The sequence below is a fragment of the Rhizobium sp. BK418 genome, assembly GCF_004341105.1.
Taxonomy (GTDB): Bacteria; Pseudomonadota; Alphaproteobacteria; order Rhizobiales; family Rhizobiaceae; genus Rhizobium.
Genome location: NZ_SLZK01000002.1, coordinates 66,733 through 88,097, shown reverse-complemented (window position 1 = coordinate 88,097; position 21,365 = coordinate 66,733). Strand labels below are relative to the sequence as shown.

The window sequence follows — 21,365 nt, the reverse complement described above, 5'->3', positions numbered from 1 at the left end:
TCCCCTTGGCATCATTGCCATGTCATCCCCCGCGGCCCTGTCGCCCCGTGTGCTCCGCCGTGCCACTGCGAGTGATCCCTGACGATGTCGGATCAGATTTATCATGCGCCGATGGTCCGGCGCGCAGCACCCAATTTCCGGGTGATCGCGATGATTGTCGCGAGTGCCATGCTCATGGAAAACGTCGATGCAACCGTGCTGGCGACCGCGCTGCCGACAATGGCGCGCGATTTCGGTGTCGGTGCCCCGGCGATGTCGATCGCACTGACCTCTTACCTGCTCAGTCTGGCGATCTTCATTCCGGCCAGCGGCCGCATGGCCGACAGTTTCGGTTCCCGCACCGTCTTCCGCTCGGCAATCGCTGTCTTCGTTATCGGCTCCATCCTCTGTGCTCTCGCTCCGACCCTGCCGTTCCTGGTTCTCGCCCGCCTGCTGCAAGGTATCGGTGGCGCCATGATGATGCCCGTCGGCCGGCTCGTGTTGATGCGCAGCGTCGACCGCAAAGATATGGTGAGCGCCATGTCCTGGCTCCTTGTGCCGGCGCTGATCGGCCCGATCGTCGGCCCGCCGCTCGGCGGCTTCATCGTCACCTATCTCGACTGGCGCTGGATCTTCTACATCAACGTGCCGATCGGCATCATCGGCATGATCTTCGTGTCAATCTATATCGACGAGGTGAAGGGCAAGGCCGCTGGTCCCTTCGATACGATCGGCTTCATTCTCTCGGGCATCTCGCTCGGCTCGCTGCTCTTCGGTTTCGAATTGTCGAGCCATGAAGGGGAGGCGTCGTTATCGATCCTCCTTATCGCCACTGGCCTGCTTTTCGGCATCGCCTATCTGCGCCATGCCCGCAAGCATCCGGCGCCGATAATGGATTTCTCGCTGATGAAGGTGCCAAGCTTCGGCACGTCTGTCATTGCCGGTTCGCTGACCCGCATCACCCAGGGCGCGCAGCCTTTCCTGCTGCCGCTGCTCTTCCAGATCGGCTTCGGGCTTTCGGCTGCCGCAGCCGGCCAGATCGTCATTTCAACCGCGCTCGGCGCGCTGTTCATGAAGCCGCTGGCAAAGGCCGTCTTCCGCCGCGTCGGTTTTCGTCGAAGCCTGATCATCAACGGCATTCTCGGCACGATCGGCTACGGTCTCTGCGCCGCCTTCCGGCCGGACTGGCCGATGCCGCTGATCTTCATCGCGCTGGTGCTGAGCGCCTTCTTCATGTCGTTCCAGTTCACCGCTTATAATACCATCGCCTATGACGAGATCGGTCAGGATCGCATGAGTTCGGCGACGAGCTTCTACACGACTTTCCAGCAGCTCATGCTTTCGCTCGGCATCTGCATTGGTGCGCTGGCGCTGCACGGTTCCATGGCCTTCAGCGGTGTCGAAACGCCTGAGCTAGGCGATTTCTCCGCGGCCTTCATCGTCGTCACGCTGATCTCGATCTGTGCCACGTTCTGGAACCTGCGCTTCTCGCCGACCGCCGGCGAGGAGATCAGCGGTTACAGGAGCAAACAGGCGAAAGGCGCCGCAGCCAGAAGCTGAGGCGCCTTCCTCTCTTCAGAGGCCGACAAGCTCTCGCAATCGCTTGCGTCGCGACAGGTGATGCCTCTCGCGCTGGTCCGCCTGAGGCCCGTTGGCCCTGCGGCTGTCGATGCCCTCGATGGCGTCAAGATCGATATCCTGCAACGCCAGTGGCCACTGTCTGTTATTACGAACGCCTCTTCGACCGGGAAATACAGGAAACCAATCGAAACGCCGTGCTTGCCTGGCGCCGCCGCTTTGGCCGCATGTTCCGCGAGGTCATGGAGGTTTACACGCCGCGCGAACCCGTCGATGTCGACCAGCTTGCCGATCTGGTTTCCTCGGTGCTGGAAGGCGGCAAATACGCTTGCCGAACAGGTACTCATGCTGCGCACCTTCGTGAAGATATTGTTCCTGCCCGCGACCGAACCTCCCCTCGTTGCCGTGAGGCGCGAGCAGCTCTATGGAACAGCCGGCGACAGCGATCGGCTGTAGGTGCGCTCGTTTTCTCCCCGCAGGGAACCGATAGGTGCCTGCGCGGTTATGCCCCGCAGCGCAAACCGAAGGGAGAGCAGGCAATGGCCAGCCCAATCAGCGACGATAAGACCTTCCATGATCCCCGTGGCAAATTTCCAAAGCCGCCCTTTCCGTCGCAGACCCAGCCCTTTCCGGGGCTTGCCCGCGACATGGAGCCGAAGCCGGACCATGGCGAGACGAGTTATCGGGGCAGCGGCCGCCTCAAGGGCCGCAAGGCACTGATCACCGGCGGCGATTCCGGCATGGGTCGCGCCGCAGCAATCGCCTATGCCCGCGAAGGGGCCGATGTCGCGATCAGCTATCTTCCGGATGAGGAGCCCGATGCCCGCGAGGTGATCGAGCTGATCAAAAAAGAAGGGCGTATTGGAGTCGGACTTCCCGGCGATCTCAGGGATGAAGAATACTGCCGCAAGATCGTCGCCGAAACTGTGCGCCAGCTCGGCGGACTCGATATTCTCGTCAATAATGCCGGACGACAGCAGCAGCGTCAGTCGCTTGCCGATATCTCCAGCGAGGATTTCGATGCAACGATGAAAACCAATATCTATGCAATGTTCTGGTTGACGAAGGCGGCGTTGCCTCACTTGCGCGAGGGATCGGCGATCATCCAGACGACGTCGGAACAGGCCTACGACCCTTCACCCAATTTGGTCGACTACGCCATGACCAAGGCGGCGATGATGAATTTCACCAAATCCATGGCCAAGCAGCTGGGGCCGAAAGGTATCCGCGTGAACGGCGTCGCGCCCGGCCCAATCTGGACACCGCTGCAGGTCAGTGGCGGTCAGACGCAGGAAAAGCTGGTCAAGTTCGGCGGCAATACGCCACTCGGACGGCCCGGTCAGCCGGCCGAGCTCGCCTCAATCTACGTGCAGCTTGCCGCTGCCGACGCGAGCTATGCAAACGGTCAGATCTATGGTGCGGCAGGCGGCAGCGGACAGCCCTAGCGGCCTTCCATCTGAGCTGCCATGTCGGCCAGCTTGCGCACGGTGTTGAGGTTGCGGGAGGTGCCGGTTTTTAGCGCCGGCAGCTTCAGCTTCGATCGGCCGGAACCGTTGGGATAATGCACATAGATTTCGCGGCCAGCGAGCTTTGCTTCCTCGCGATCGGGCGCCACCATCTTTTCCAAAGCATCTTTGGGTGCCGCTTGCGGCAGGAAATAGACGAGCAGGAAATTCGGCTTGGCTTCGGGGAAAGGCGCATCGGCGATGATGGCATCGAGTTCTCTACGACTGCGCACCATAACGCCGGGCCGTTTTCCCAGCTTTTTCCCGAGGGCCTCGTCGAGCTTCTCCTCGACTGCTTTTTCGGCCTCATCCGAGCGGAACAGCACATTGCCGCTCTGGATGTAGGTCTTCACATCGGCAAAGCTGAGCTCTTCGCAGATTGTCTTCAGTTCGGTCATCGGCAGGGAGCCGGTGCCGCCGACATTCACTGCTCGTAGCAGCGCGATATAGACGGACATTTCTGCCTCCCTTGATTGCGTGGCGTGCGCAGGGCACGCCACATCCGACCGTTACATCTTGCCAGCTACCTTGATTGCAAACGCATATTCGAACGCAATCTCTTCCAGCCGCTGGAAGCGTCCGGAAGCGCCGCCATGGCCAGCGTCCATATTGGTCTTGAGCAGGATCGGGGCGCTGCCCGTCGTCTTCTCACGCAGCTTCGCGACCCACTTGGCCGGCTCCCAATAGGTGACGCGCGGGTCCGTCAGGCCGCCGAGGGCCAGGATCGGCGGATAGGATTTCGCGCCGACATTGTCATAGGGCGAATAGGCGGCGATCTGCTCGTATTCTTCGCGGCTCTCGATCGGATTGCCCCATTCCGGCCATTCCGGAGGAGTGAGCGGCAGCGTATCGTCGAGCATCGTATTCAGCACATCGACGAAGGGAACGGCGGCGATGATGCCGGCGAATTTCTCCGGCGCCATGTTGGCAACGGCGCCCATCAGCATGCCGCCGGCCGATCCGCCCTCGGCGATGATACCAGCGTAAGACGTGAACTTCTCCTGATTCAGATAGTCAGCAGCAGCGATGAAGTCCTTGAAGGTGTTGGTCCTCTTGTCCATCTTGCCGTCTTCGTACCAGGCAAAGCCCTTATCCTTGCCGCCGCGGATATGAGCGATGGCATAGACGAAGCCGCGATCGGCGAGCGACAGGCAGTTGGTATTGAAGCCAGCCGGAATGGTGATGCCATAGGCGCCATAGCCATAAAGCAGGCAGGGGGCGGAACCGTCGAGTGGCGTGTCCTTGCGATAGAGCAGGGTGACCGGCACCTTCTCGCCATCCCAGGCGGGTGCGAAGACGCGGCGTGTGACATAGTCGTCGGGATTATGGCCGGAAGGCACTTCCTGCGTCTTCAGGAGCGTGCGCTCGCGGGTGACCATGTTGTAGTCGTAGAGCTGCGAAGGCGTCGTCATCGACGAATAGGAGAAGCGGATGACGTCGGTATCATATTCCGCCGCACCCGAGAGGCCGAGTGAATAGGCCTCCTCGTCAAAAGCGATCGCATGTTCCTCGCCGGTGCGCCGGTCGCGGATCATGATCTGCGGCAGGCCGTCCTTGCGCTCCAGCCACAGCAGATGGCGGGCATAGGCCATGTGGCTGATGATGAGCGTGCCCGGCTTGTGCGGCACGACTTCACGCCAGTTTTCCTTGCCCGGTCTGTCAACCGGCGCTTCCATGATCTTGAAATCCTTGGCGCCGCCGTCATTGGTGAGGATGTAGAAGACATCGCCGCCCTCCGTCAGCGAATATTCGATGCCTTCCTCGCGTACGGCGACCAGCTTCGGCTCTGCCATCAGATCCTTGGTCGACAGCAGCCGGTATTCGCTGGTCTCGTGGTCATGGATGTCGATATAAATGAAATCGTCGAGCAGCGAACCGCCGACGCCCATGAAGAAGCCGGCATCCTCTTCCTCGTAGACCAGCCGGTCTTCGCTCTGCAGCGTGCCGATGACATGGTGGAAAATTTTCGACGGACGATGGTTCTCGTCGAGCGCTGAATAGAAAAAGCTCTTGCCGTCGGGAGCCCAGACCCCGCCGCCGCCGGTATTCTCGATGAGATCGGGCAGATCCTCGCCGGTCGCAAGATCGCGCACACGCAGTGTGAAAAATTCCGAACCCTTGTCGTCATAGCCCCAGATGCCGCGGCTGTGGTCGGTGCAATGGTCGAGGCCGGCGAGGCGGAAATAGGCCTTGCCGGCGGCTTCCTTGTCGCCGTCGAGCAGGATGGTGCGGATCGTCTCGTCCTTCATGTCGCCGTCGCGCGGGATGCGGAAATAGCGCGGCTGCTCGCCACCGGTCACGTAAGACGTGCCATAGGCGTAAGCGCCGTCCTTCGTCGGCACGGAACTGTCGTCTTCCTTGATGCGCCCGCGCATCTCGGCAAACAGGGTCTTCTGCAGCGGCTTGGTGTCCTCCATCGCCGCATTCATGTAGCCGTTTTCGGCTTCCAGATGGGCGCGGATCGCGGGGTCGAGGATCGATGGATCCTTGAACATGGCCTGCCAGTTGTCGGCCCGCAGCCAAGCATAGTCGTCGGTGCGCGTGATCCCGTGACGCGTGTCGGAGACGGGTCTCTTTTCGGCGGCGGGCGGGGCGGGCAGGTTCTTGAAGGCGGTCAAGGAAAGCTCCGTAAAGGCGGTATCGGTGGGCAAGAGATAGAGGTGCTACGGGCTATGATCAAGCACCAGCGGATGAACCGTCTTGGGACAAAATGGCCTGCGCGTTGCCTTGATGTCACCACATTGTTTAAGAATGTCCGCTAGCACTGCGCGAAAATTACACTCGCATCGGGCCCCGGCAAGCTGTCGGCGGCAATATGAAGAATGCATAACAGTAAAGGTTTCTCCGTAATGCCGAAACGTCTGGTCCTGTTTATGTCTATCATGGGCCTTGCCGCCACGTCCTCCTACGCTGTGGACCCTGCCATCAAGAAGCAACTGGAAAAGCTTGATCCCGCCACCCGCCTCGAACAGAGCTGCGATACGGAAGCCATGAGCCGGATCAACAAGGACGGCACCGGCTTCCGGCCTGACAAGGTGATCGCTTACACCTTCAAGGACCCGATCCCGAGCGACGACCGCCTCGAAGCTCCAGGCGCCGTCTTCCGCAGCCAGGGCGACTGGTACCATCTTTCCTATACCTGCATCACCGGTCCGCAACACATCAATGTGCGCGACCTGAAGTACAAGATCGGTGACAAGGTACCGAAGGATAAATGGACGAAATATTACCTCTACGATTGAGACTTCGGCGTGCTCTAGGTCTTTCGTATTTCTTTGGCAGTCACAGCAATGCAGGCACACGAATGCGGGCAGATTGAGACGCGATCTGCCTTTCGCCCGGCGGCATCAGGCCACATGGCCCGCTTTATTTCTTTGCTTTAACATTACCTAAAATATCAAACGAATCTGATTCTTCATGAACCGTCTTCTTCTTGGCTCTGCGCTGCTGCTTGCCACATCGCCGGCATCTGCTACGGAAGTTCCGCCCGCTGTGCCCGCCCATTCCCCCGTCGCCACGGGTCCCAAACTGGTCGAGCCACATCTGCATATCGCTCGCTCGAACCTCGCCGGCCATGCGCGCATCGCGATCACCTTCGATGCCTGCATGGGCGAGGCCGACGAGCGCATCCTCTCGACGCTGGTCAACGAACGCATTCCCGCGACGATCTTCGTCACCGCCCGCTGGTTGAAGCGCAATCCGAAGGCCGTTGCCGTCTTCCTACAGTATCCCGATCTCTTCGAGCTGGAAAATCACGGCGAGAAACACATTCCGGCGATCGACAAGCCGGTGCTGGTCTATGGCATCCCATCCGCCGGTTCGCCCGATGCCGTCAGGCAGGAGGTGGAGGGCGGCGCTGCGGCCATGGTCGCGTCAGGCATTCCTGCACCTCATTGGTTCCGCGGCTCGACCGCCAAATATGATCTCTCCGCCATCGGCCAGATCCGCGCCATGGGTTATCGCATCGCCGGCTATTCCGTAAATGGCGACGGCGGCTCATTGCTCGGCGCGGCGGTGACGGAAAAGCGTATTTCCTCGGCCAAGGATGGCGATGTCGTGATCTCCCACATCAACCAGCCGACCCATGCGGCCGGCGAGGGTGTCGCTAAGGCGCTGGTCGACCTCAAGGCCAAGGGTACGGAGTTCGTTCGGCTGCAGGACGTCGCTGATACAGGCGACGACAAGACGACGGACTAGGCGAAATCGGCGTGTGTCGTCCGATGGTGCTTACTTAGGCAGTTGGGGCTGCGGTCTTTCGTCGATGAGCAATTCGTCGATGATGGTCATGACGACGAGCGAGAGCGGCAACGCCAGCATCGCGCCGACCGCGCCCCACATCCATGTCCAGAAGATGATCGCCAGGAAGACGATGAACGGGTTGATCTCCAGACGCCTGCCCATGACCGCCGGAAAGATCAGATTCTCCATCACAAGGTGGACGGTGAAGAAGGCCGCAGCAGGGATAAGGCCGATGATGAAGCCGTCATGGGTCAGGATGCCACCAATGGCAACGGCGACGGTCATCATCGTGATGCCGAGATAGGGGATGAAACTCGAAAGAAAGGCGAAGAAACCCCAGAGGACAGGCATGGACAGCCCGCCCGCATAGGCGATGACGGTCATCATGAATCCGAGCGCCACGTAAATCAGCGACGCGGTGGCAAAATAGAAGCCAAGCGCCTGTTCCACGGCATTGATGACGCGGATGGCCGCCAACCGCTGCGCACGGGTGCGAAAAGTCATGATGATGGTTTTGCGCAGGCTCACGCGGCTCGCGAGAAAAAGCAGCAGCGCTGCAAAGAAGATCAGCCCCTGCACCAGCGCGGGAGTCAGGTTTGTCGTTACCACATGCAGCACGTTGCCGGTGTTTTCGAGCAGCGCGTCGATGGACATCGGTCCGCTCTGGAAGGTGGCGGGCGTGATGTGCAGCCATTCGATCCGCTCCAGATAGGGCATCATGTGCTGCGCAGTACGGTCGATGAAACCGGGTGCCTCGTTGGCGAGCATCGCCAGAGGTCCGGCAAGCGAATTGATGAGCAGAAAGACAATGAGCGCGACGCCGATGGAAAGGATCGCCGCATTGGCCAAACGCGGCACGCCCATCTTCGAAAGTTTTTCCGCCGCCATACCGAGGATCATGCCGACGACGACGGCGAGGGTAATCGGAATCAGGATCAGCGACATCAGGTAGACGGCGGCAAGCCCCAGAATGCTGAAAATCCCGATGATGGCCCATGCCATGCTGACATCGAGCCCATCCTTCTCGACGCGGCGGATCGGAGCCGACGGAAGCTCTTCCGCCGCCTCCTGAAACGTTCGTGCCCATGCGCTCACATGGCGTTCGCCAAGAGGGGCCTTGCCAGACTGTCTTTTGATGCCATTGGCGATGTCCATGTGTGATCCGTCCCCGAAGCCCCATTGCCTCGCCAATCAACGCGAAAGGGCTGCTGCCGGTTCCGTGGGGCCGGGGAAAGCTACCGGTTCGGAAAATGCTCGACATACGTTTCGCCGGTGCGGCCGAAATAAACTGCGCGGCGACCCAGCAGCGAGACGAGATAGCCCATGCACCCGGCGGCCATGATCCTTTCGCAGAAACCCTTGTAGCTGTAGTCAGCCTCTGCTGCCTGCGCCCACCGCACGGCCTCGGCGATAGCGGCGGAATCGAAGACGTCGGCAACGGGCGGCGTTTCCCCGCCGGTCGCGATCTCGATGTTTCCGCCGTCAGGCAGATAATAGATTTTCACCGCCCGGCGCAGGTCGGTAAAATATCCCTCGAAGCCGGCGCCGGCGAGCGCGCCCAGCACCTGGGAAAAGCTCATACGGTCCTTTTCGGATGCGGCTGTGCATTCTTCGGCAACGATTCTCTGTTGCGCATCCATCTGCGCGCTCCTTTTCTGCGTTTGGGTATAGCTTTGACGGTCTATTCGACTGGTATCGTGCGTATGTCCCGTCGTTCGGCGATGGCCTTCAGCGTGTCCTCGATCATCCGTCTTTCGTCAGGCGGTAGATGGCCGAAATATTCCGCGTCATTGGTGTCTGCGAGAGCCGCCAGTTCCGGCACCAGCCGCCGGCCTTCCGGCGTCAGCGCCAGCGTCTGTGCCCGTCCATCATCGGGGCTGGCATGACGCGCGATCAGCGCCTTGACGATCAGCCGGTCGGCGAGCTTGCTGATCGCGCCCCGCGTCATGCCCATGCGCTCTGCCAGCCGGCTTGGGGCTAGCGCCTCAACATCGTAGAGTTCGCGCATTACGACCCATTCGGCGACGGTGACATCCTTCGCCTCCAGCTTTTTTGCGAATGCCAAGGACACCTGGTTCGAAACCATTCGCATCCAATAACCGAGATGCGACGTCAGGGCTGAAATCGACGGATATTGCATACGCGTCTCCATTTGTTGACTAGGAAACTATATGAATATTGTTTCCTAGTCAACTATCTGGATTAGCGCTGCCGTGCGATGAAGTCCACGAAGGCGCGCAAGGGCGGCGGCATCTGGCGCCGGCTTGGATAATAGAGGTGGAAGCCGGGGAAGGGCGGCGTCCAGTCGTCGAGCATGCTGATCAGCCGGCCGTCGGCGAGATAGTCGGCGACGTGATAATCGAAGAGATAGCCGATGCCGATCCCGTCGAGAACCGCCCGCAGCATCAGATCGTTGTCGGTGGTGCTGAGCGGCCCTGAAACCGACACCTCAAGCTTTTCATCGCCGCGTTCGAATTCCCAGTGATAGAGGCTGCCATCCGTCGGCCAGCGGGAGACGATGCAGGGATGGTCGCGCAGGTCGCGCGGCGTCCCCGGCATGCCGTGACGTGCGACGTAATCGGGCGAGGCAACGACGATGAGCCGCATCTCGCCGCCGAGCTTCACGCTCACCATGTCCTTTTCCACCATCTCGCCCAGCCGGATGCCCGCATCGAAGCGATCTGCGACGATATCGGCGAGTTTGTCCTCGACCACGATATCGATGACGATGTCAGGATAGGCCGCGTGAAAGGGGGCAATCAGCGGCGCCAGCCTGTGGACGATCGCGACCCGTGGCGCGTTGATGCGTAACAGACCGGCCGGTGTATCGCGCAGCGCTGAAACATCCGCCACCGCCTGGTCGAGATCGGCAAGCGCCGGCAGAAGCCGAGCCAGCAACCGCTGTCCCGCCTCGCTCGGCGCCACGCTGCGTGTCGTGCGGTTGAGCAGCCGGATGCCCATCCGCTCCTCGAGTGTGCGGATCGTCTGGCTGAGCGCCGAAGGCGATATGCCGAGGCGCGCGGCCGCACGCGCAAAATTGCCATGCTCGGCCACTGCCGCAAAAGCCTTCAATTCCGCATAGTCGCTGCCGCGCATTATGCTCTCTTTTCTAAACAAGCTATGCTGATAATGTAGCATTGTTGTTAGTATCGGCAAGGCGCATCTTCTGTCTGCAACGACAGGAGATTCCTATGACCGATACATTGTCCCTCGACCGCTACCGTCTGCTCGGCCGTTCCGGCCTGCGCGTCTCGCCGCTGTCGCTCGGCGCCATGACCTTCGGAACCGACTGGGGCTGGGGTGCGGATGAGCAGGAATCGCGCCGCATGTTCGACGCCTATGTCGATCGCGGCGGTAATTTCATCGATACCGCCAACCAATATACCAGCGGCACCTCCGAAAAACTTGTCGGCCGCTTTGCCGAAGGCCGCCGCGATGAGCTTGTCATCGCCACCAAATATACGATCACCTCGCGTCCGAAGGATCCGAATTCCGGCGGCAACCATCGCCGCAGCATGGTCCGCTCGGTGGAAGACAGCCTGAAGCGGCTGAACACCGATTATATCGATCTCTTCTATCTGCACGCCTGGGACTTCACGACCTCGGTCGAGGAAGTGATGCGCGGTTTGGACGACCTCGTGCGTGCCGGCAAGATTGTCTACGCCGGCATTTCCGATACACCTGCCTGGCAGGTCGCGCGCATGCAGACGCTTGCCGACCTGCGCGGCTGGGCACCGCTGGTGGCTCTGCAGATCGAATACAGCCTGATCGAGCGCACGGTGGAGCGTGATCTGATCCCGATGGCGCATGAGCTCGGCCTCGGCGTCATCCCCTGGTCGCCGCTCGGCATGGGCGTCCTGACCGGCAAATATAGCCGCGCCGATCTCGATATCGGTGGTGGCACGGCGAGCGCTGTCGGCACCCGCAAGAATGTCGCCGCCGGCAACGGTTCGCTGACGGAGCGCAATCTCGGTATCGCCGATGTGGTGAAGGAGATCGCCGCCGACATCGGCAGGACGCCGGCACAGGTGGCGATCGCCTGGACGCTCACTAATCCGGCGATCACCTCGCCGATCATGGGCGTGAAGACGATGGCCCAGCTCGAAGACAATCTGGGCGCACTCGATGTCGTGCTGTCGGATGAGCATCGCGCCCGCCTCGCCGAGGCAAGCGCCATCGTCCTCGGCTTCCCGCATGATTTTCTCGCCAAGCCACTCACGCGCGGCGTCATGTTCGGCGAAGTGACGATTGAGCCCCGTCGTTGAAGTCTGAGGCATGCAAATGAAAATGGCGCCGGAAGCGGCGCCATTTGTCGTCTGGATGCTGCGCTTCGAAATTCATCGTCCAAGCGCGATCGAAAGCGGGACGGCGATGTAGCCTGACGGTGGTGCCGTCTCGCCTCCGGCCGGTGCCAGCATCGGCGGCGGCAGATTTTCATCTATTTTTGCCGGGCCGATGCGGTTCCAGTCGTAGAGGAAGATTTCCTCGTAGAATTTGGCGATCTCGACATCATAGAAGATCAGGCTCGCATCGCGATTGAAGCCGGTGCCGGCTGTCGTCCAGTTATGGCTGCCCATCAGCACGGCTTCGCTGTCGATGATGATGCCCTTGGTGTGGCAGTTCTTCTGCTTGCGGATCTTATTGGTATCGAAGCCGTATTCCTTGGCGTTGCTGATGACGTCGCGGTCTTCGGAGCCGAAGCTGCGGAAGATGATGCGCACATCGAGCCCGCCCTTCTGCTTTTCGAGCAGCGCATCCAGCAGCCGGCGATAGCCGTCGCCCACCGTCTTGGTGTTGAAGCTTTGGTTCTGGAAGTAGATCCGGCTCTTGGCCGATTGAATAAAGGGCAATACCGTATCGATATAGTTGTCGGGCGTCAGGATCGGCTGCACGTCGATTGTGCGCTCGCCGGTCAGCGGCTGGAAGTAGCGGGGCTTTTCAGGCGCTTCGAGCGTGTCGATGGCGAGGTTGGCAGGCAGGAACACCAGTTGTTCCGATACGATGCCGGCCTCCGTTACCGCCTTGGCCTCTTCCAGATCGCGCAGAATATGATCCTCGTAGAGCTTGCTGAGCCCGGCATCTTCGAGGATGGCATGCCATTCGCGATTGTAGAGCCGCAGCGCTGACGCTGCGTCGTCCTTGTTTGTCAAAGGTGCCACATTGGGCTGGTTGGAGCTTTGCCAGTTGCCGCTCGAAAGCCACATGGCATTGTGGTCGCGTACGGCGACTTTGATATGATAAGCGGAGTCGAAGATGCCGTTCTTGCCGACGCTAGCCGGCGCGAAATCGAACTTGTTGCCCTTTGCCTCGCGGATCTCCGCGACCGCTTCGGCATCCGTCAGATCGCCGTCATGCACCTTGCCGCCCATCTGCAGCACCATAGAGATGGTTTCTGCCTGACCCTTGACCGCATCGAGCACGCCATTGGCGACATTCGTCGCTCCGAAATCGTACATGGCAACGACCAGCGATTTGCGGGTCTTCGACAGGAACGGGCCAAGCTGCGGCCAGCTCGCGTCAGGTCCGGTATGGATGACGAATTTGCCGTTGACCGGGCGCCGGGTCAGGGGCAGATCGTCGCGCTTCTTGTAACTCGTATGCCAGCTCGGCTGCGCAGCTTCGTCCATGTCGAGGCCGAAGAGATCCTGGGCCGAGGCGACGGTGATGTCGGTGCGCACGCCGTCGAAATAGTCAGGCAGCTTCGTGCGGCCCCGCGATTCCAGGGCACCGAGCTCGAGCTTGCGGTTGACCGCGATCACGACGGCGCGCTGATCGGTGATCTCGCCATTCTCGAAGCGATAGCCCGACTTGATGGCAACGACGTCATCCCGGTTGGCAAGCAGAGATCTTGCGGTGCGGACCGCTGCCAATACCTGCTCCTTGGTCGGCATCGGGATGGGCGAGGGGGGCAGCGGATTGGGACCGGAACCGGTCGCACTCATAACGATGGCCGGCCCCGAAGGCGCGGTCGCGGCTCCGCTTGCGAGCGAGGATTGCAGTGCCGCGGTATCCAGTTCGACGGTAATCTTTAGCGGCACGGTGAATGTCACTTTGCCGCCGCCTCCACTTCTATCGCCTTCGTTCACGGTGATTTCCTCGTTCGGTGGCGGTTGCTGGAGCAATCCCTGGGCGCGCTGCAGGCAGCGCCGCAGAAGGGCTGCCGGCACCGCATCATTCTCGATGAATTCCGTTCCGCTGTAATGAAGCCCCGTCACCCTGCCCGTGCCGATGTCGAGGAGCGGAGAGCCGGAGTTCCCGCCGAGGGTGGAGCATGAATGGGTGATACGGTTCTCGTCGGCGGCCAGCAGGTTGCCGACGGCAAGCCGCTTCTTGGTGAAGACACCGCCAAAGATCTTTTCGGCAAGCCTTTGATCGGAGAAGCGGGAATCGCTGGTGGGATAGCCGATTGCGGCAACCGGCAGGTTGCGCACCGGCAGGTCGGAAGCAAGATCGAGCTTCAGGCGGCCGACCGGCGAGGATTTCTGCTCCAGCTTAAGGAAGGCAACGTCGGGCCCACTTTCGGGCGCCACCCAGACGACGCGTTCGATCTTCACCTCATCGCTGGCGGCGTTGCCATATTCCTCCAGGAAGTCGATGTTGACGCCGATATCGTGGCGCGCATCGAAACCGATCTTGAACTTGAAGCCGGTGCCGCTTGCTTCCGCAAAGAGATTGGCCACATGGCGGTTGGTGACGACAAGACCATCATCGATCACCCACGCGGTACCGGCATAGTCGCGGTCGGCATTGGTGACGTCGACACGGCCAATCGAAACCATCGCCCGGTTCACGTTCGCAGCATTGTCGGTGAGGATACGGCGCCAGGCTTTCGCTTCCTCGCGGGCGCTGTCGATGTCGACGGCATTGTTCCTGACGAGGAAAACCGGCGTACCCACCGCAAAGACGATCGTCTCCAAATCGCCTACTGGAGGCGGGCCGATATCGACGCCTTCGTCGACCGGCTGATCCCGGTTCATCAATGCGCGCACGCCGCCGTAGCGGATATTCATGGCGCGTCCGGCTTCATCGAGCCAGCCGGGTTTTTGTGCACTGCGTAGCAGCGCGTTGATGTCCGCCTGCACATCCGGCGGGCTGGCGGCCGCAACCTGCTCTGCGACCTGCCGAACGCGCTGGGAGTCCTCCACTGTCACTCTGCCTCCTCCGTCCGATGGCGGACATTTCGTCGGTGTACGATGGGGAATGGCTGCGAAATCTATTGAGGGTTGTAAATCGGCAAGATACGTTCAGTTTATTACAGCCGCATGATAGCGTCGAGCCTGGCGCAATCGCTGCTGTGCGACCGTCCAGGCGACAAATAGAGTGCGACTGTTTTGGGAGTTCGCTGAAAACGCAAAGGACCGTTTCGGCGAATACCAAAACGGTCCTTTTCAATGCTTTAGAAGATATTCCTCAGGCGGAAAGCGTAAGTCCGATACCCCACGGATCCCTGAGGAAGACGCCACCATCGCGCTTCTCGCTCTTGATCTCCAGCTCGTCGAGCTTGGAAACGGCCTTGTCGAGCGTTTCCTTATCGTTGAACCGGATCCTATAGTCCGAAAGGCCGGTCATATTGTCGGCGCGTATGCCGGCGCCGCGGCTGTTCCAGATATTGGCTGCGAGATGGTGGTGGTAACCGCCGGTCGCAAAGAAGCTCGCGCTCGGATAACGCGCCATCACCTTCAGGCCGAGCACGTCCCGATAAAAGGCGTCCGCCTGCGGGATGTCGCCGACCTGCAGATGGATGTGACCGATCGCGGTACCGTCGGCCATGCCGCCCCAGGCATCATCAGGCGCGCTGTCATGGAGTGACTGCAGGTCGAGGCGCAGCGTCGACATTTCCACCATGCCGTCCGGATGGAATTTCCAGCTCTCATGCGGCCGGTCCGCATAGATTTCGATACCGTTGCCCTCCGGATCGGAAAGGTAGATCGCCTCGCTGACCAGATGGTCGGAGGCGCCATCGAGCGCGACATTGTTCCGAGCGGCATGACGCAGCCAGCGGGCAAGTTCGGTGCGGTTTGGCATCAGGAAAGCGGTGTGGAAGAGGCCGGCAGCATTGCGGGGCGCTTCGCGCGCATTGCTATCCGTTGTCAGCGTCAGCAGCGGCACGCCGGCGACGCCGAGAACTTCGCCGCTCGCCGTCTTTTCGAGCACTGAAAGGCCAAGCATCTTCTGATAGAAACCGGAGACCGCGGCCAAGTCTTTCACGACCAGATGCGACTGGTCGATATAGGCAGGGCGCGTCAGCGCATAAGATGTTTTTGGTGACGTCATGGGATGATCTCCTGCCTTGGAATTGAGACGTACCGGCGATGGCGGCAAGTGCCGCCCGTAGCGAGCGCGAGGAATTTTCGCCGGTCCATTCGCCTGTAAGCTCCCTCGGCTGCTGTACTTGATGACTATATGGCCCATTTTCATTGTTCACAGAAGGCCGGCTTTTGAAGATGAAGCGTTCTGCAGACGTTGACGACCACTCGCGCCCCACTTGATATCAGTCAATGCGCTTTATCTATCCAGAGACGAAGTTGACGAAGAGCAACACCTCCAGGAGGGCCAGATGTACAAGAAGATCATTGTTCCCATAGAAATCGGCAGCATCGATAAAGGCGAGAAGATTTTCCGTAAGGCGGCAAGGCTGCTCGATGACGGCGGCGAGATCATCCTGCTTAACGTCGTCGAGGATGTTCCGACCTATGTCGCCATCGAGCTTCCGGGAAACATCGTCGAGGATGCCATGAAGGAAGGGCGCGACCGGCTGGGCGCGCTCGTCGCCAAAACCGGCATTTCGGCCACTGTCGAAGTCCGCAACGGCCCACCCGCCAACGGCATCCTTGCCGCGGCGGAAGACCACGGCGCAGACCTCATCATGGTCGCCTCGCACATTCCCGATATCTACAATTACTTTATCGGCGCCACCGCCGACCGCGTGGTGCGCCACGCAAAGTGCTCGGTGCTGGTGGATCGGTAGGACGTGAAGCCATGGATACGAAACTTCAGGAAAAGATTCTGCGCGACCGCTGGCATGAACTGACAGCGCGCCTGCGCCAGATTGATACGGACCTCAGCCGCACCAAGGCGGCCGATGACGAAGACCGAGCCATCGAAAACGAGAATGACGAAGTGCTGGAAGGCCTCGGCCAGGCTGGCGAGGACGAGCTTCGCGCCATCGACGCCGCCCTCGAACGCATCGCTAAGGGCACCTACGGCATCTGCGCCCGCTGCGGCGCCGAAATATCCGAGGCGCGCCTCGCAGTGCTGCCGCAGACGCCGCTCTGTGAGGATTGCGCGGCGGACAGGTAGAGCGCCATCAAAAATGAGCATGGCCCGTCACAAAGATTTAACCTGACGCTACCAGACGTCCGGTTGCGCCTTTGCGAATTCAATGCGACCATTCCCTTGTGCTGAGCAAGGGTGCGAGCATGGGCGAGTTCAACGGCATTCGCTGGGCTTACGACAGATATGAGCTGATCGCAGACGGCATCGTCCATGGCGTCGGTCTGTTCTTTGCGCTGATCGGCGCGACCGTGTTGATCTTCTACGCCACTCTCTGGAGCCCCGCCGGCGCGGTGGTTGCCGCCTGGGTCTACGGCGTAGGATTGGTGCTGACGCTCGGCATTTCCTTTTCCTATAATATCTGGCCGGTGTCGCGCACCAAATGGTATCTGCGCCGGTTCGACCATTCGGCGATATTCATCCTGATCGCCGCCACCTACACGCCATTCCTGCAACGTGGCGCCGACGATCCGCTTTTGTGGGGCATGCTGATCCTCATCTGGCTGATCGCCGCCTTCGGCATCTTCGTCAAATGCGTCTTTCCGGGGAAATACGACCGGCTGGCGATCCTGCTCTACCTCGCCATGGGCTGGAGCGGCATACTCGTGGCCGAACCCGTTGCCTCGCGCATCCCCTATGCCTCCATGCTGCTGATCGTCATCGGCGGTATCATCTATTCGCTGGGCGTCATCTTTCACGTCTGGGAGAGGTTGCGTTTTCAGAATGCCATCTGGCACGGCTTCGTGGTGGCCGCCGCCGCCGTACATTATTCGGCCGTGCTCACCTGCTTCAGCCTCCCAGTCCCAACCTTCTGATATCTGGCGTTTACATCGGACCGCGCCCGGCGTATGCCGCGAAAAGCAAGACCATTCCGAACCGGGCCTGCCACATGACCGATACCGTTCTCATCCGGGACGCCGCCGAAGCCGATCTTCCTGCCATCAGAGACATCTACAACCACGCGGTCGAGCATACGACGGCGATCTGGAATGAAACGCTCGTCGACCTCGACAACCGGCTGGAATGGTTCAAGGCCCGCAAGGGCAGGGGCTTTCCGGTCATCGTCGCCGAAATGAACGGCAAAGTCGCCGGCTACGCCTCCTATGGCGACTGGCGCGCTTTCGACGGCTACCGACACACGGTCGAGCATTCCGTTTATGTCGATAAGGATTGCCGCGGTGCGGGCATCGGCGAAAAGCTGATGCGCGCATTGATCGAGCACGCGAGTGCCGGCAATGTCCACGTCATGATCGCCGGCATTGAGGCTGAAAACACGGCCTCCATCAAGCTCCACGAAAAGCTCGGCTTCCGCGTCGCCGGCACATTTTCCGAGGTCGGCATCAAGTTCGGCCGCTGGCTGGACCTGACCTGCATGGAACTGCGCGTACCGAAAGCCTGACAGGGTCGTCTCCGGATTGCCCGTAACCGAATTGCCCAAAGCCAGATTGCCCATGTCCAGATTGCCCATGTCCAGATTGATTGCCGGCGGGGCACTAACCATATTTTTATCGTAGTCTGCGCCTTGTAGAAAATCTCTGATGGCACGACTCGTAGAGGAGAGGTTGATGTTTGGACGCCCGGTGCTCGGTCTTTCGGCTTTCCTGGCTATAGCGGCCTATTCGCTGCCCGCAATGGCCGCCAGTTGCGGCAGTACGGCTTCGCCGAAGCTGGACTGGCAGGAATGCACCAAGAAGAACCTGATGCTTCAGGGCAGCGACCTCCAGGGCGCCAATCTCGTCGGCACGGATTTTTCTTTGACCGATCTCGGCGGTGCGAACCTCAACTCCGCGAATGCGGAAAAGGCGACCTTCGTGCGGGCCTCGCTAGGAGGCGCCACCGTCCAAGGCGCCAACTTCGCAAAAATCGAAGCCTATCGATCGACTTTTGCCGGCGCTGTCGCCGATGGTGCAAACTTTGCCGGTGCAGAGCTGCAGCGGGCGGATTTCACAGGCGCGCAGCTGACCAAGGCGAATTTCGAGAAGGCTGAGCTCGGCCGTGCCAATTTCGACAAGGCGGTGCTGACCGGCGTCAGCTTCGCGCTCGCCAATCTCTCCCGCGCCGATCTGACCGGTGCAAGTTATGATGGCCCGATCAGTTTCGACCGCGCCTTCATGTTTCTGACCCGCATCGAGGGGCTGGATTTGTCCGCCGCCACTGGTCTGCAGCAGGCGCAGATCGATCTCGCCTGCGGCGATTCCTCCACCAAGCTGCCTCCGGGGCTTTCCGTCCCTTCGAACTGGCCCTGCCCGCAGGAGCAGGACTAAGCAATTTCAGCAAACCGGTTTTGCGTTTGGAATTGCGTAAAAGACCCAGGCTCAGGCAAGTCGACCAACCGGGATAATCTCGCGCGAGCGCACGTGGAATGGGCTGCCCTCCCAGTCGCCATACCATACATCGACGGTTAGCCCGGCATCGCGCATCATGCCCGAGAGCTTGTCGCGTGGGGTATAGAGGATTTTCGAGCGGCCGGCGAAACGCTCACCCGTCGCACGAACACGATAGACGTTCTCATAGGAAAGAATGCCGGTCGCCTCGTCGTAATGCGACTCGTCCGAGGCCTCGACCGTTCCAAGCTGCGCATGTTCGAGCTGACGCACGCTGCTGTGGCGCACATCACGCTCTCCTCGAAAACCGGGATTGCGTGTATCGAACACGAAGCGGCCGGCAGGGCTGAGATGGGCTGCGATCGTGGCGAGTGCTGAGCGCTGGTCTTCTTCCGTCAGGAAAACCTGAAAGGCGTGCCCCGTCAGCACGACGAGATCGTATTTCCTGCCGAGGCGAACGATGCGGGCGTCGCCCTCGACCCATTCCACCCGGTCGCCACCCGGCCGCGATCTGCCGATATCGAGCATTGCCGCAGCCGGATCGACGCCGGTGACGATACGCGTCGCAGCAAGGGCAGCCGTCAGCTCGCCGGTGCCGCAGCCAAGGTCGAGTGCAGACTGCGCACCTTCCGCAAGCTTCACGCAGAAATCGAAATCCGGACCCCAGCGATTGGCCGCGTCGTAAAATTGCGCAAGGGAAGGGTCGCGGTAGAGGGGATCGTCGGAAACCGTGCTCATGTGCCTGATGTTTTTTCGCTGATGTAGAGATAGCGCTCGACCGTCTCGCCGGCCGCATTCTGCTTGCTGAATATCTCTCTCCTCTGATGTACCCGCTCGGCGACCTTCTGCGAGGGGAGATTTTCCAGGCTGACGATACTGACGATGCGCGACAATCCCATCACCGAGAAGGCATGGTCGCGACAGGCAGTTGCAGCCTCGGTGGCATAGCCCTTGCCCCAATGATCTCGCCAGAGATGGTAGCCGATCTCCGGCTCTGTCCTACTCGACGTTTCCTGCAGCGTGATCCCGCAGTCGCCGAGCAGATCGCCGCTCCGACGATCGATCATCGCCCAGAGGCCGAAGCCATTTTTCTCGTAGCTTCCGAAGGCAAGCCTTTCGAAGAAATCCCGCGTTGCCGCGCCATCCTTCACGGAAGGGTAATGGCGCATGCACAGCGGGTCGCCGAAGATGCGCTCGAGCGCCGGTAGGTCCGCAACGGTGATTTCGCGCAACACCAGCCGGTCGCTGCGCAGGATTTCCCGCATGGCCGTCATCGTTTCATCCCTCTGTCATGGAGCACGCCTAAGCCGCGCCGGTTCCCGGTTCGGTTCTACAGGAGGACTCCCGCCATGGCACCTGCGAAGATACGCGTCATCATTGTCGGCGCCGGCATTGTCGGAGCCTCGCTCGCCTTCCATTTTGCTCGGCGCGGAACCGAGGTCCATATGGTGGAGGAGGGCGTGGCCGCAGGCAGCGGCGTGACGTCAAGCGCCTTCGGCTGGGTGAATATCATCAATATTGCGCCGGGAGCCATAAATTACGGCCTCGTGCAGGAGGCGCTCGTCGAATATGCCCGCCTGCAGGCAGATCTGCCTGGTGTCTTCGTGGCCGCGCGCGCCGGTTCGCTCTTCTGGCTTGCAAGCCCCGCTGAAACCGAGGCCTTCGCCGCGGCCCATCGCACTGCGGGGACGGATGTCGAACTGGTCGATGCCGCGACGATCGCCGCATGGGAGCCCAATTTGCTCAAGCCTCCCGCCTGCGCCATCTTTTCGCCCCTCGATCTCGCGCTCGATCCTGCAAGGCTGGCGCGGGATCTGATCGATGCCGCCGGCATAACCGCCACCTTCGGCCGCAAGGTCGGAAGCCTTACCCTTTCAGGCAACATAGTAACCGGTGTGCGCTTCGACGATGGCGGCGTGATCGAAGCCGATCTCGTGATCCTGACCGCCGGAACTGCCGTTGACCGGCTGGCAGAAAACCTCGGCTTCCGCACCGGTGTCGAAGCCTCACCGTCGATCATCCTGCGCTACAGCTGCACCGAACCCGTGCTAAGCCGCATCCTCCGAGGCCCCGGCCTGGAAATCCGCCAATCCGCGGACAACAGGCTGAACGTCGCCAAGGGCTATATCGATGATCGCGAGGAAAACGCGCCGGAAAGTGTAGGCCGGCGGATATTGAAGATCATGCATGAGCGCCTGCGCTTGCCCGAGCGCGTGTCACTAGTCGAGGCCGTCGCCGGTTACCGGCCCTTCTTCTCCGATGGAATGCCGCGGCTGGGTTTCCTGCCCGGCGTTGAGGGTGCCTATGCTGCGGTCGGCCATCCCGGCGTTATCCTCGCGCCGCTGCTCGGCCGGCTTGCCGCGGAGCATGTGCTGGAAGGCAGGCGCTCGCCGCTCATCCCGCCCGCTGGCCTGATGTAAGAAGCGAATCCGGTAGGGCCTGCTCTTAACTGGAGCACCATCTGTGG

Annotated in this window: 21 protein-coding genes and 1 pseudogene; 12 read left to right on the top strand and 10 right to left on the bottom strand. The window is 60.7% G+C overall.

Going from position 1 to position 21,365, the window contains the following annotated elements; genetic code table 11:
- Positions 1-84 precede the first annotated feature (84 nt).
- The 3 genes and pseudogenes from EV281_RS06410 to EV281_RS06400 all read left to right on the top strand — a co-directional run bounded on the left by EV281_RS06410 (position 85) and on the right by EV281_RS06400 (position 3,002).
- Complete coding sequence (locus tag EV281_RS06410; RefSeq protein WP_132652107.1) at positions 85-1,539, top strand: MDR family MFS transporter; 1,455 nt, start codon at positions 85-87, stop codon at positions 1,537-1,539.
- Between the two features lie 149 nt (positions 1,540-1,688).
- Positions 1,689-2,013: pseudogene (locus EV281_RS32050) on the top strand (TetR/AcrR family transcriptional regulator); the annotation flags it as partial.
- A gap of 83 nt (positions 2,014-2,096) precedes the next feature.
- Positions 2,097-3,002, top strand: a complete 906-nt coding sequence (locus EV281_RS06400) for an SDR family oxidoreductase (protein ID WP_132652106.1) — start codon at positions 2,097-2,099, stop codon at positions 3,000-3,002.
- Here EV281_RS06400 and EV281_RS06395 read toward each other — a convergent pair.
- Positions 2,999-3,520 carry a DUF1697 domain-containing protein gene (locus tag EV281_RS06395; RefSeq protein ID WP_132652105.1) on the bottom strand — a complete coding sequence of 174 codons (522 nt, stop codon included), beginning with the start codon at positions 3,518-3,520 and terminating at the stop codon, positions 2,999-3,001. The two genes, EV281_RS06400 and EV281_RS06395, sit on opposite strands and share 4 nt — an antisense overlap.
- 51 nt (positions 3,521-3,571) lie before the next feature.
- Positions 3,572-5,680 carry a S9 family peptidase gene (locus EV281_RS06390; protein WP_132652104.1) on the bottom strand — a complete coding sequence of 703 codons (2,109 nt, stop codon included), beginning with the start codon at positions 5,678-5,680 and terminating at the stop codon, positions 3,572-3,574.
- 231 nt (positions 5,681-5,911) lie between these two features.
- Here EV281_RS06390 and EV281_RS06385 point away from each other — a divergent pair, with 231 nt between their 5' ends.
- Both EV281_RS06385 and EV281_RS06380 read left to right on the top strand, forming a co-directional pair.
- Entirely contained in the window at positions 5,912-6,304 is a 393-nt protein-coding gene (locus EV281_RS06385; protein WP_132652103.1) for a DUF930 domain-containing protein, read from the top strand.
- A gap of 175 nt (positions 6,305-6,479) precedes the next feature.
- Entirely contained in the window at positions 6,480-7,259 is a 780-nt protein-coding gene (locus tag EV281_RS06380; RefSeq protein ID WP_132652102.1) for a polysaccharide deacetylase family protein, read from the top strand.
- A gap of 30 nt (positions 7,260-7,289) precedes the next feature.
- On the opposite strand, the gene EV281_RS06375 is transcribed toward EV281_RS06380, so the two are convergent.
- The 4 genes from EV281_RS06375 to EV281_RS06360 form a co-directional block, all read right to left on the bottom strand.
- Entirely contained in the window at positions 7,290-8,456 is a 1,167-nt protein-coding gene (locus tag EV281_RS06375) for an AI-2E family transporter (protein WP_132652101.1), read from the bottom strand.
- A gap of 80 nt (positions 8,457-8,536) precedes the next feature.
- The gene (locus tag EV281_RS06370; RefSeq protein ID WP_132652100.1) at positions 8,537-8,941 is read right to left on the bottom strand and encodes a DUF1398 family protein; all 405 of its coding nucleotides are present in this window, start codon (positions 8,939-8,941) and stop codon (positions 8,537-8,539) included.
- Between the two features lie 41 nt (positions 8,942-8,982).
- Entirely contained in the window at positions 8,983-9,441 is a 459-nt protein-coding gene (locus tag EV281_RS06365; RefSeq protein WP_132652099.1) for a MarR family transcriptional regulator, read from the bottom strand.
- Positions 9,442-9,503: 62 nt separating this feature from the next.
- Complete coding sequence (locus EV281_RS06360; RefSeq protein ID WP_132652098.1) at positions 9,504-10,397, bottom strand: LysR family transcriptional regulator; 894 nt, start codon at positions 10,395-10,397, stop codon at positions 9,504-9,506.
- A gap of 95 nt (positions 10,398-10,492) precedes the next feature.
- On the opposite strand from EV281_RS06360, the gene EV281_RS06355 reads away from it, so the two are divergent.
- Positions 10,493-11,566: an aldo/keto reductase gene (locus EV281_RS06355; protein WP_132652097.1), complete on the top strand. Its 1,074-nt coding sequence runs from the start codon at positions 10,493-10,495 to the stop codon at positions 11,564-11,566.
- 72 nt (positions 11,567-11,638) lie between these two features.
- On the opposite strand, the gene EV281_RS06350 is transcribed toward EV281_RS06355, so the two are convergent.
- Positions 11,639-14,452 carry a phospholipase D-like domain-containing protein gene (locus tag EV281_RS06350; RefSeq protein ID WP_132652096.1) on the bottom strand — a complete coding sequence of 938 codons (2,814 nt, stop codon included), beginning with the start codon at positions 14,450-14,452 and terminating at the stop codon, positions 11,639-11,641.
- Positions 14,453-14,711: 259 nt separating this feature from the next.
- Positions 14,712-15,575 carry a VOC family protein gene (locus EV281_RS06345; RefSeq protein ID WP_132652095.1) on the bottom strand — a complete coding sequence of 288 codons (864 nt, stop codon included), beginning with the start codon at positions 15,573-15,575 and terminating at the stop codon, positions 14,712-14,714.
- Between the two features lie 283 nt (positions 15,576-15,858).
- Between EV281_RS06345 and EV281_RS06340 the strand changes: the two genes are divergently transcribed.
- From EV281_RS06340 to EV281_RS06320, 5 genes are all read left to right on the top strand, one after another.
- On the top strand, positions 15,859-16,269 hold the full coding sequence (locus EV281_RS06340) for a universal stress protein (protein WP_132652094.1): 411 nt from the start codon (positions 15,859-15,861) through the stop codon (positions 16,267-16,269).
- Positions 16,270-16,280: 11 nt separating this feature from the next.
- The gene (locus EV281_RS06335) at positions 16,281-16,601 is read left to right on the top strand and encodes a TraR/DksA family transcriptional regulator (RefSeq protein WP_132652093.1); all 321 of its coding nucleotides are present in this window, start codon (positions 16,281-16,283) and stop codon (positions 16,599-16,601) included.
- Positions 16,602-16,720: 119 nt separating this feature from the next.
- On the top strand, positions 16,721-17,389 hold the full coding sequence (locus EV281_RS06330; RefSeq protein WP_132652092.1) for a hemolysin III family protein: 669 nt from the start codon (positions 16,721-16,723) through the stop codon (positions 17,387-17,389).
- 74 nt (positions 17,390-17,463) lie between these two features.
- A complete protein-coding gene (locus EV281_RS06325; protein WP_132652091.1) occupies positions 17,464-17,973 on the top strand; it encodes a GNAT family N-acetyltransferase in 510 nt (169 codons plus the stop codon).
- A 166-nt stretch (positions 17,974-18,139) separates the two neighbouring features.
- A complete protein-coding gene (locus EV281_RS06320; RefSeq protein WP_132652090.1) occupies positions 18,140-18,838 on the top strand; it encodes a pentapeptide repeat-containing protein in 699 nt (232 codons plus the stop codon).
- Positions 18,839-18,889: 51 nt separating this feature from the next.
- On the opposite strand, the gene EV281_RS06315 is transcribed toward EV281_RS06320, so the two are convergent.
- Both EV281_RS06315 and EV281_RS06310 read right to left on the bottom strand, forming a co-directional pair.
- Positions 18,890-19,636 (bottom strand): class I SAM-dependent methyltransferase, encoded by a 747-nt coding sequence (locus EV281_RS06315; protein WP_132652089.1) that lies wholly within the window; start codon positions 19,634-19,636, stop codon positions 18,890-18,892.
- A complete protein-coding gene (locus EV281_RS06310; protein WP_132652088.1) occupies positions 19,633-20,172 on the bottom strand; it encodes a GNAT family N-acetyltransferase in 540 nt (179 codons plus the stop codon). The genes EV281_RS06315 and EV281_RS06310 overlap by 4 nt, the downstream gene beginning before the upstream one ends.
- 75 nt (positions 20,173-20,247) lie before the next feature.
- On the opposite strand from EV281_RS06310, the gene EV281_RS06305 reads away from it, so the two are divergent.
- On the top strand, positions 20,248-21,318 hold the full coding sequence (locus tag EV281_RS06305; protein ID WP_132652087.1) for an FAD-dependent oxidoreductase: 1,071 nt from the start codon (positions 20,248-20,250) through the stop codon (positions 21,316-21,318).
- Positions 21,319-21,365: the final 47 nt, after the last annotated feature.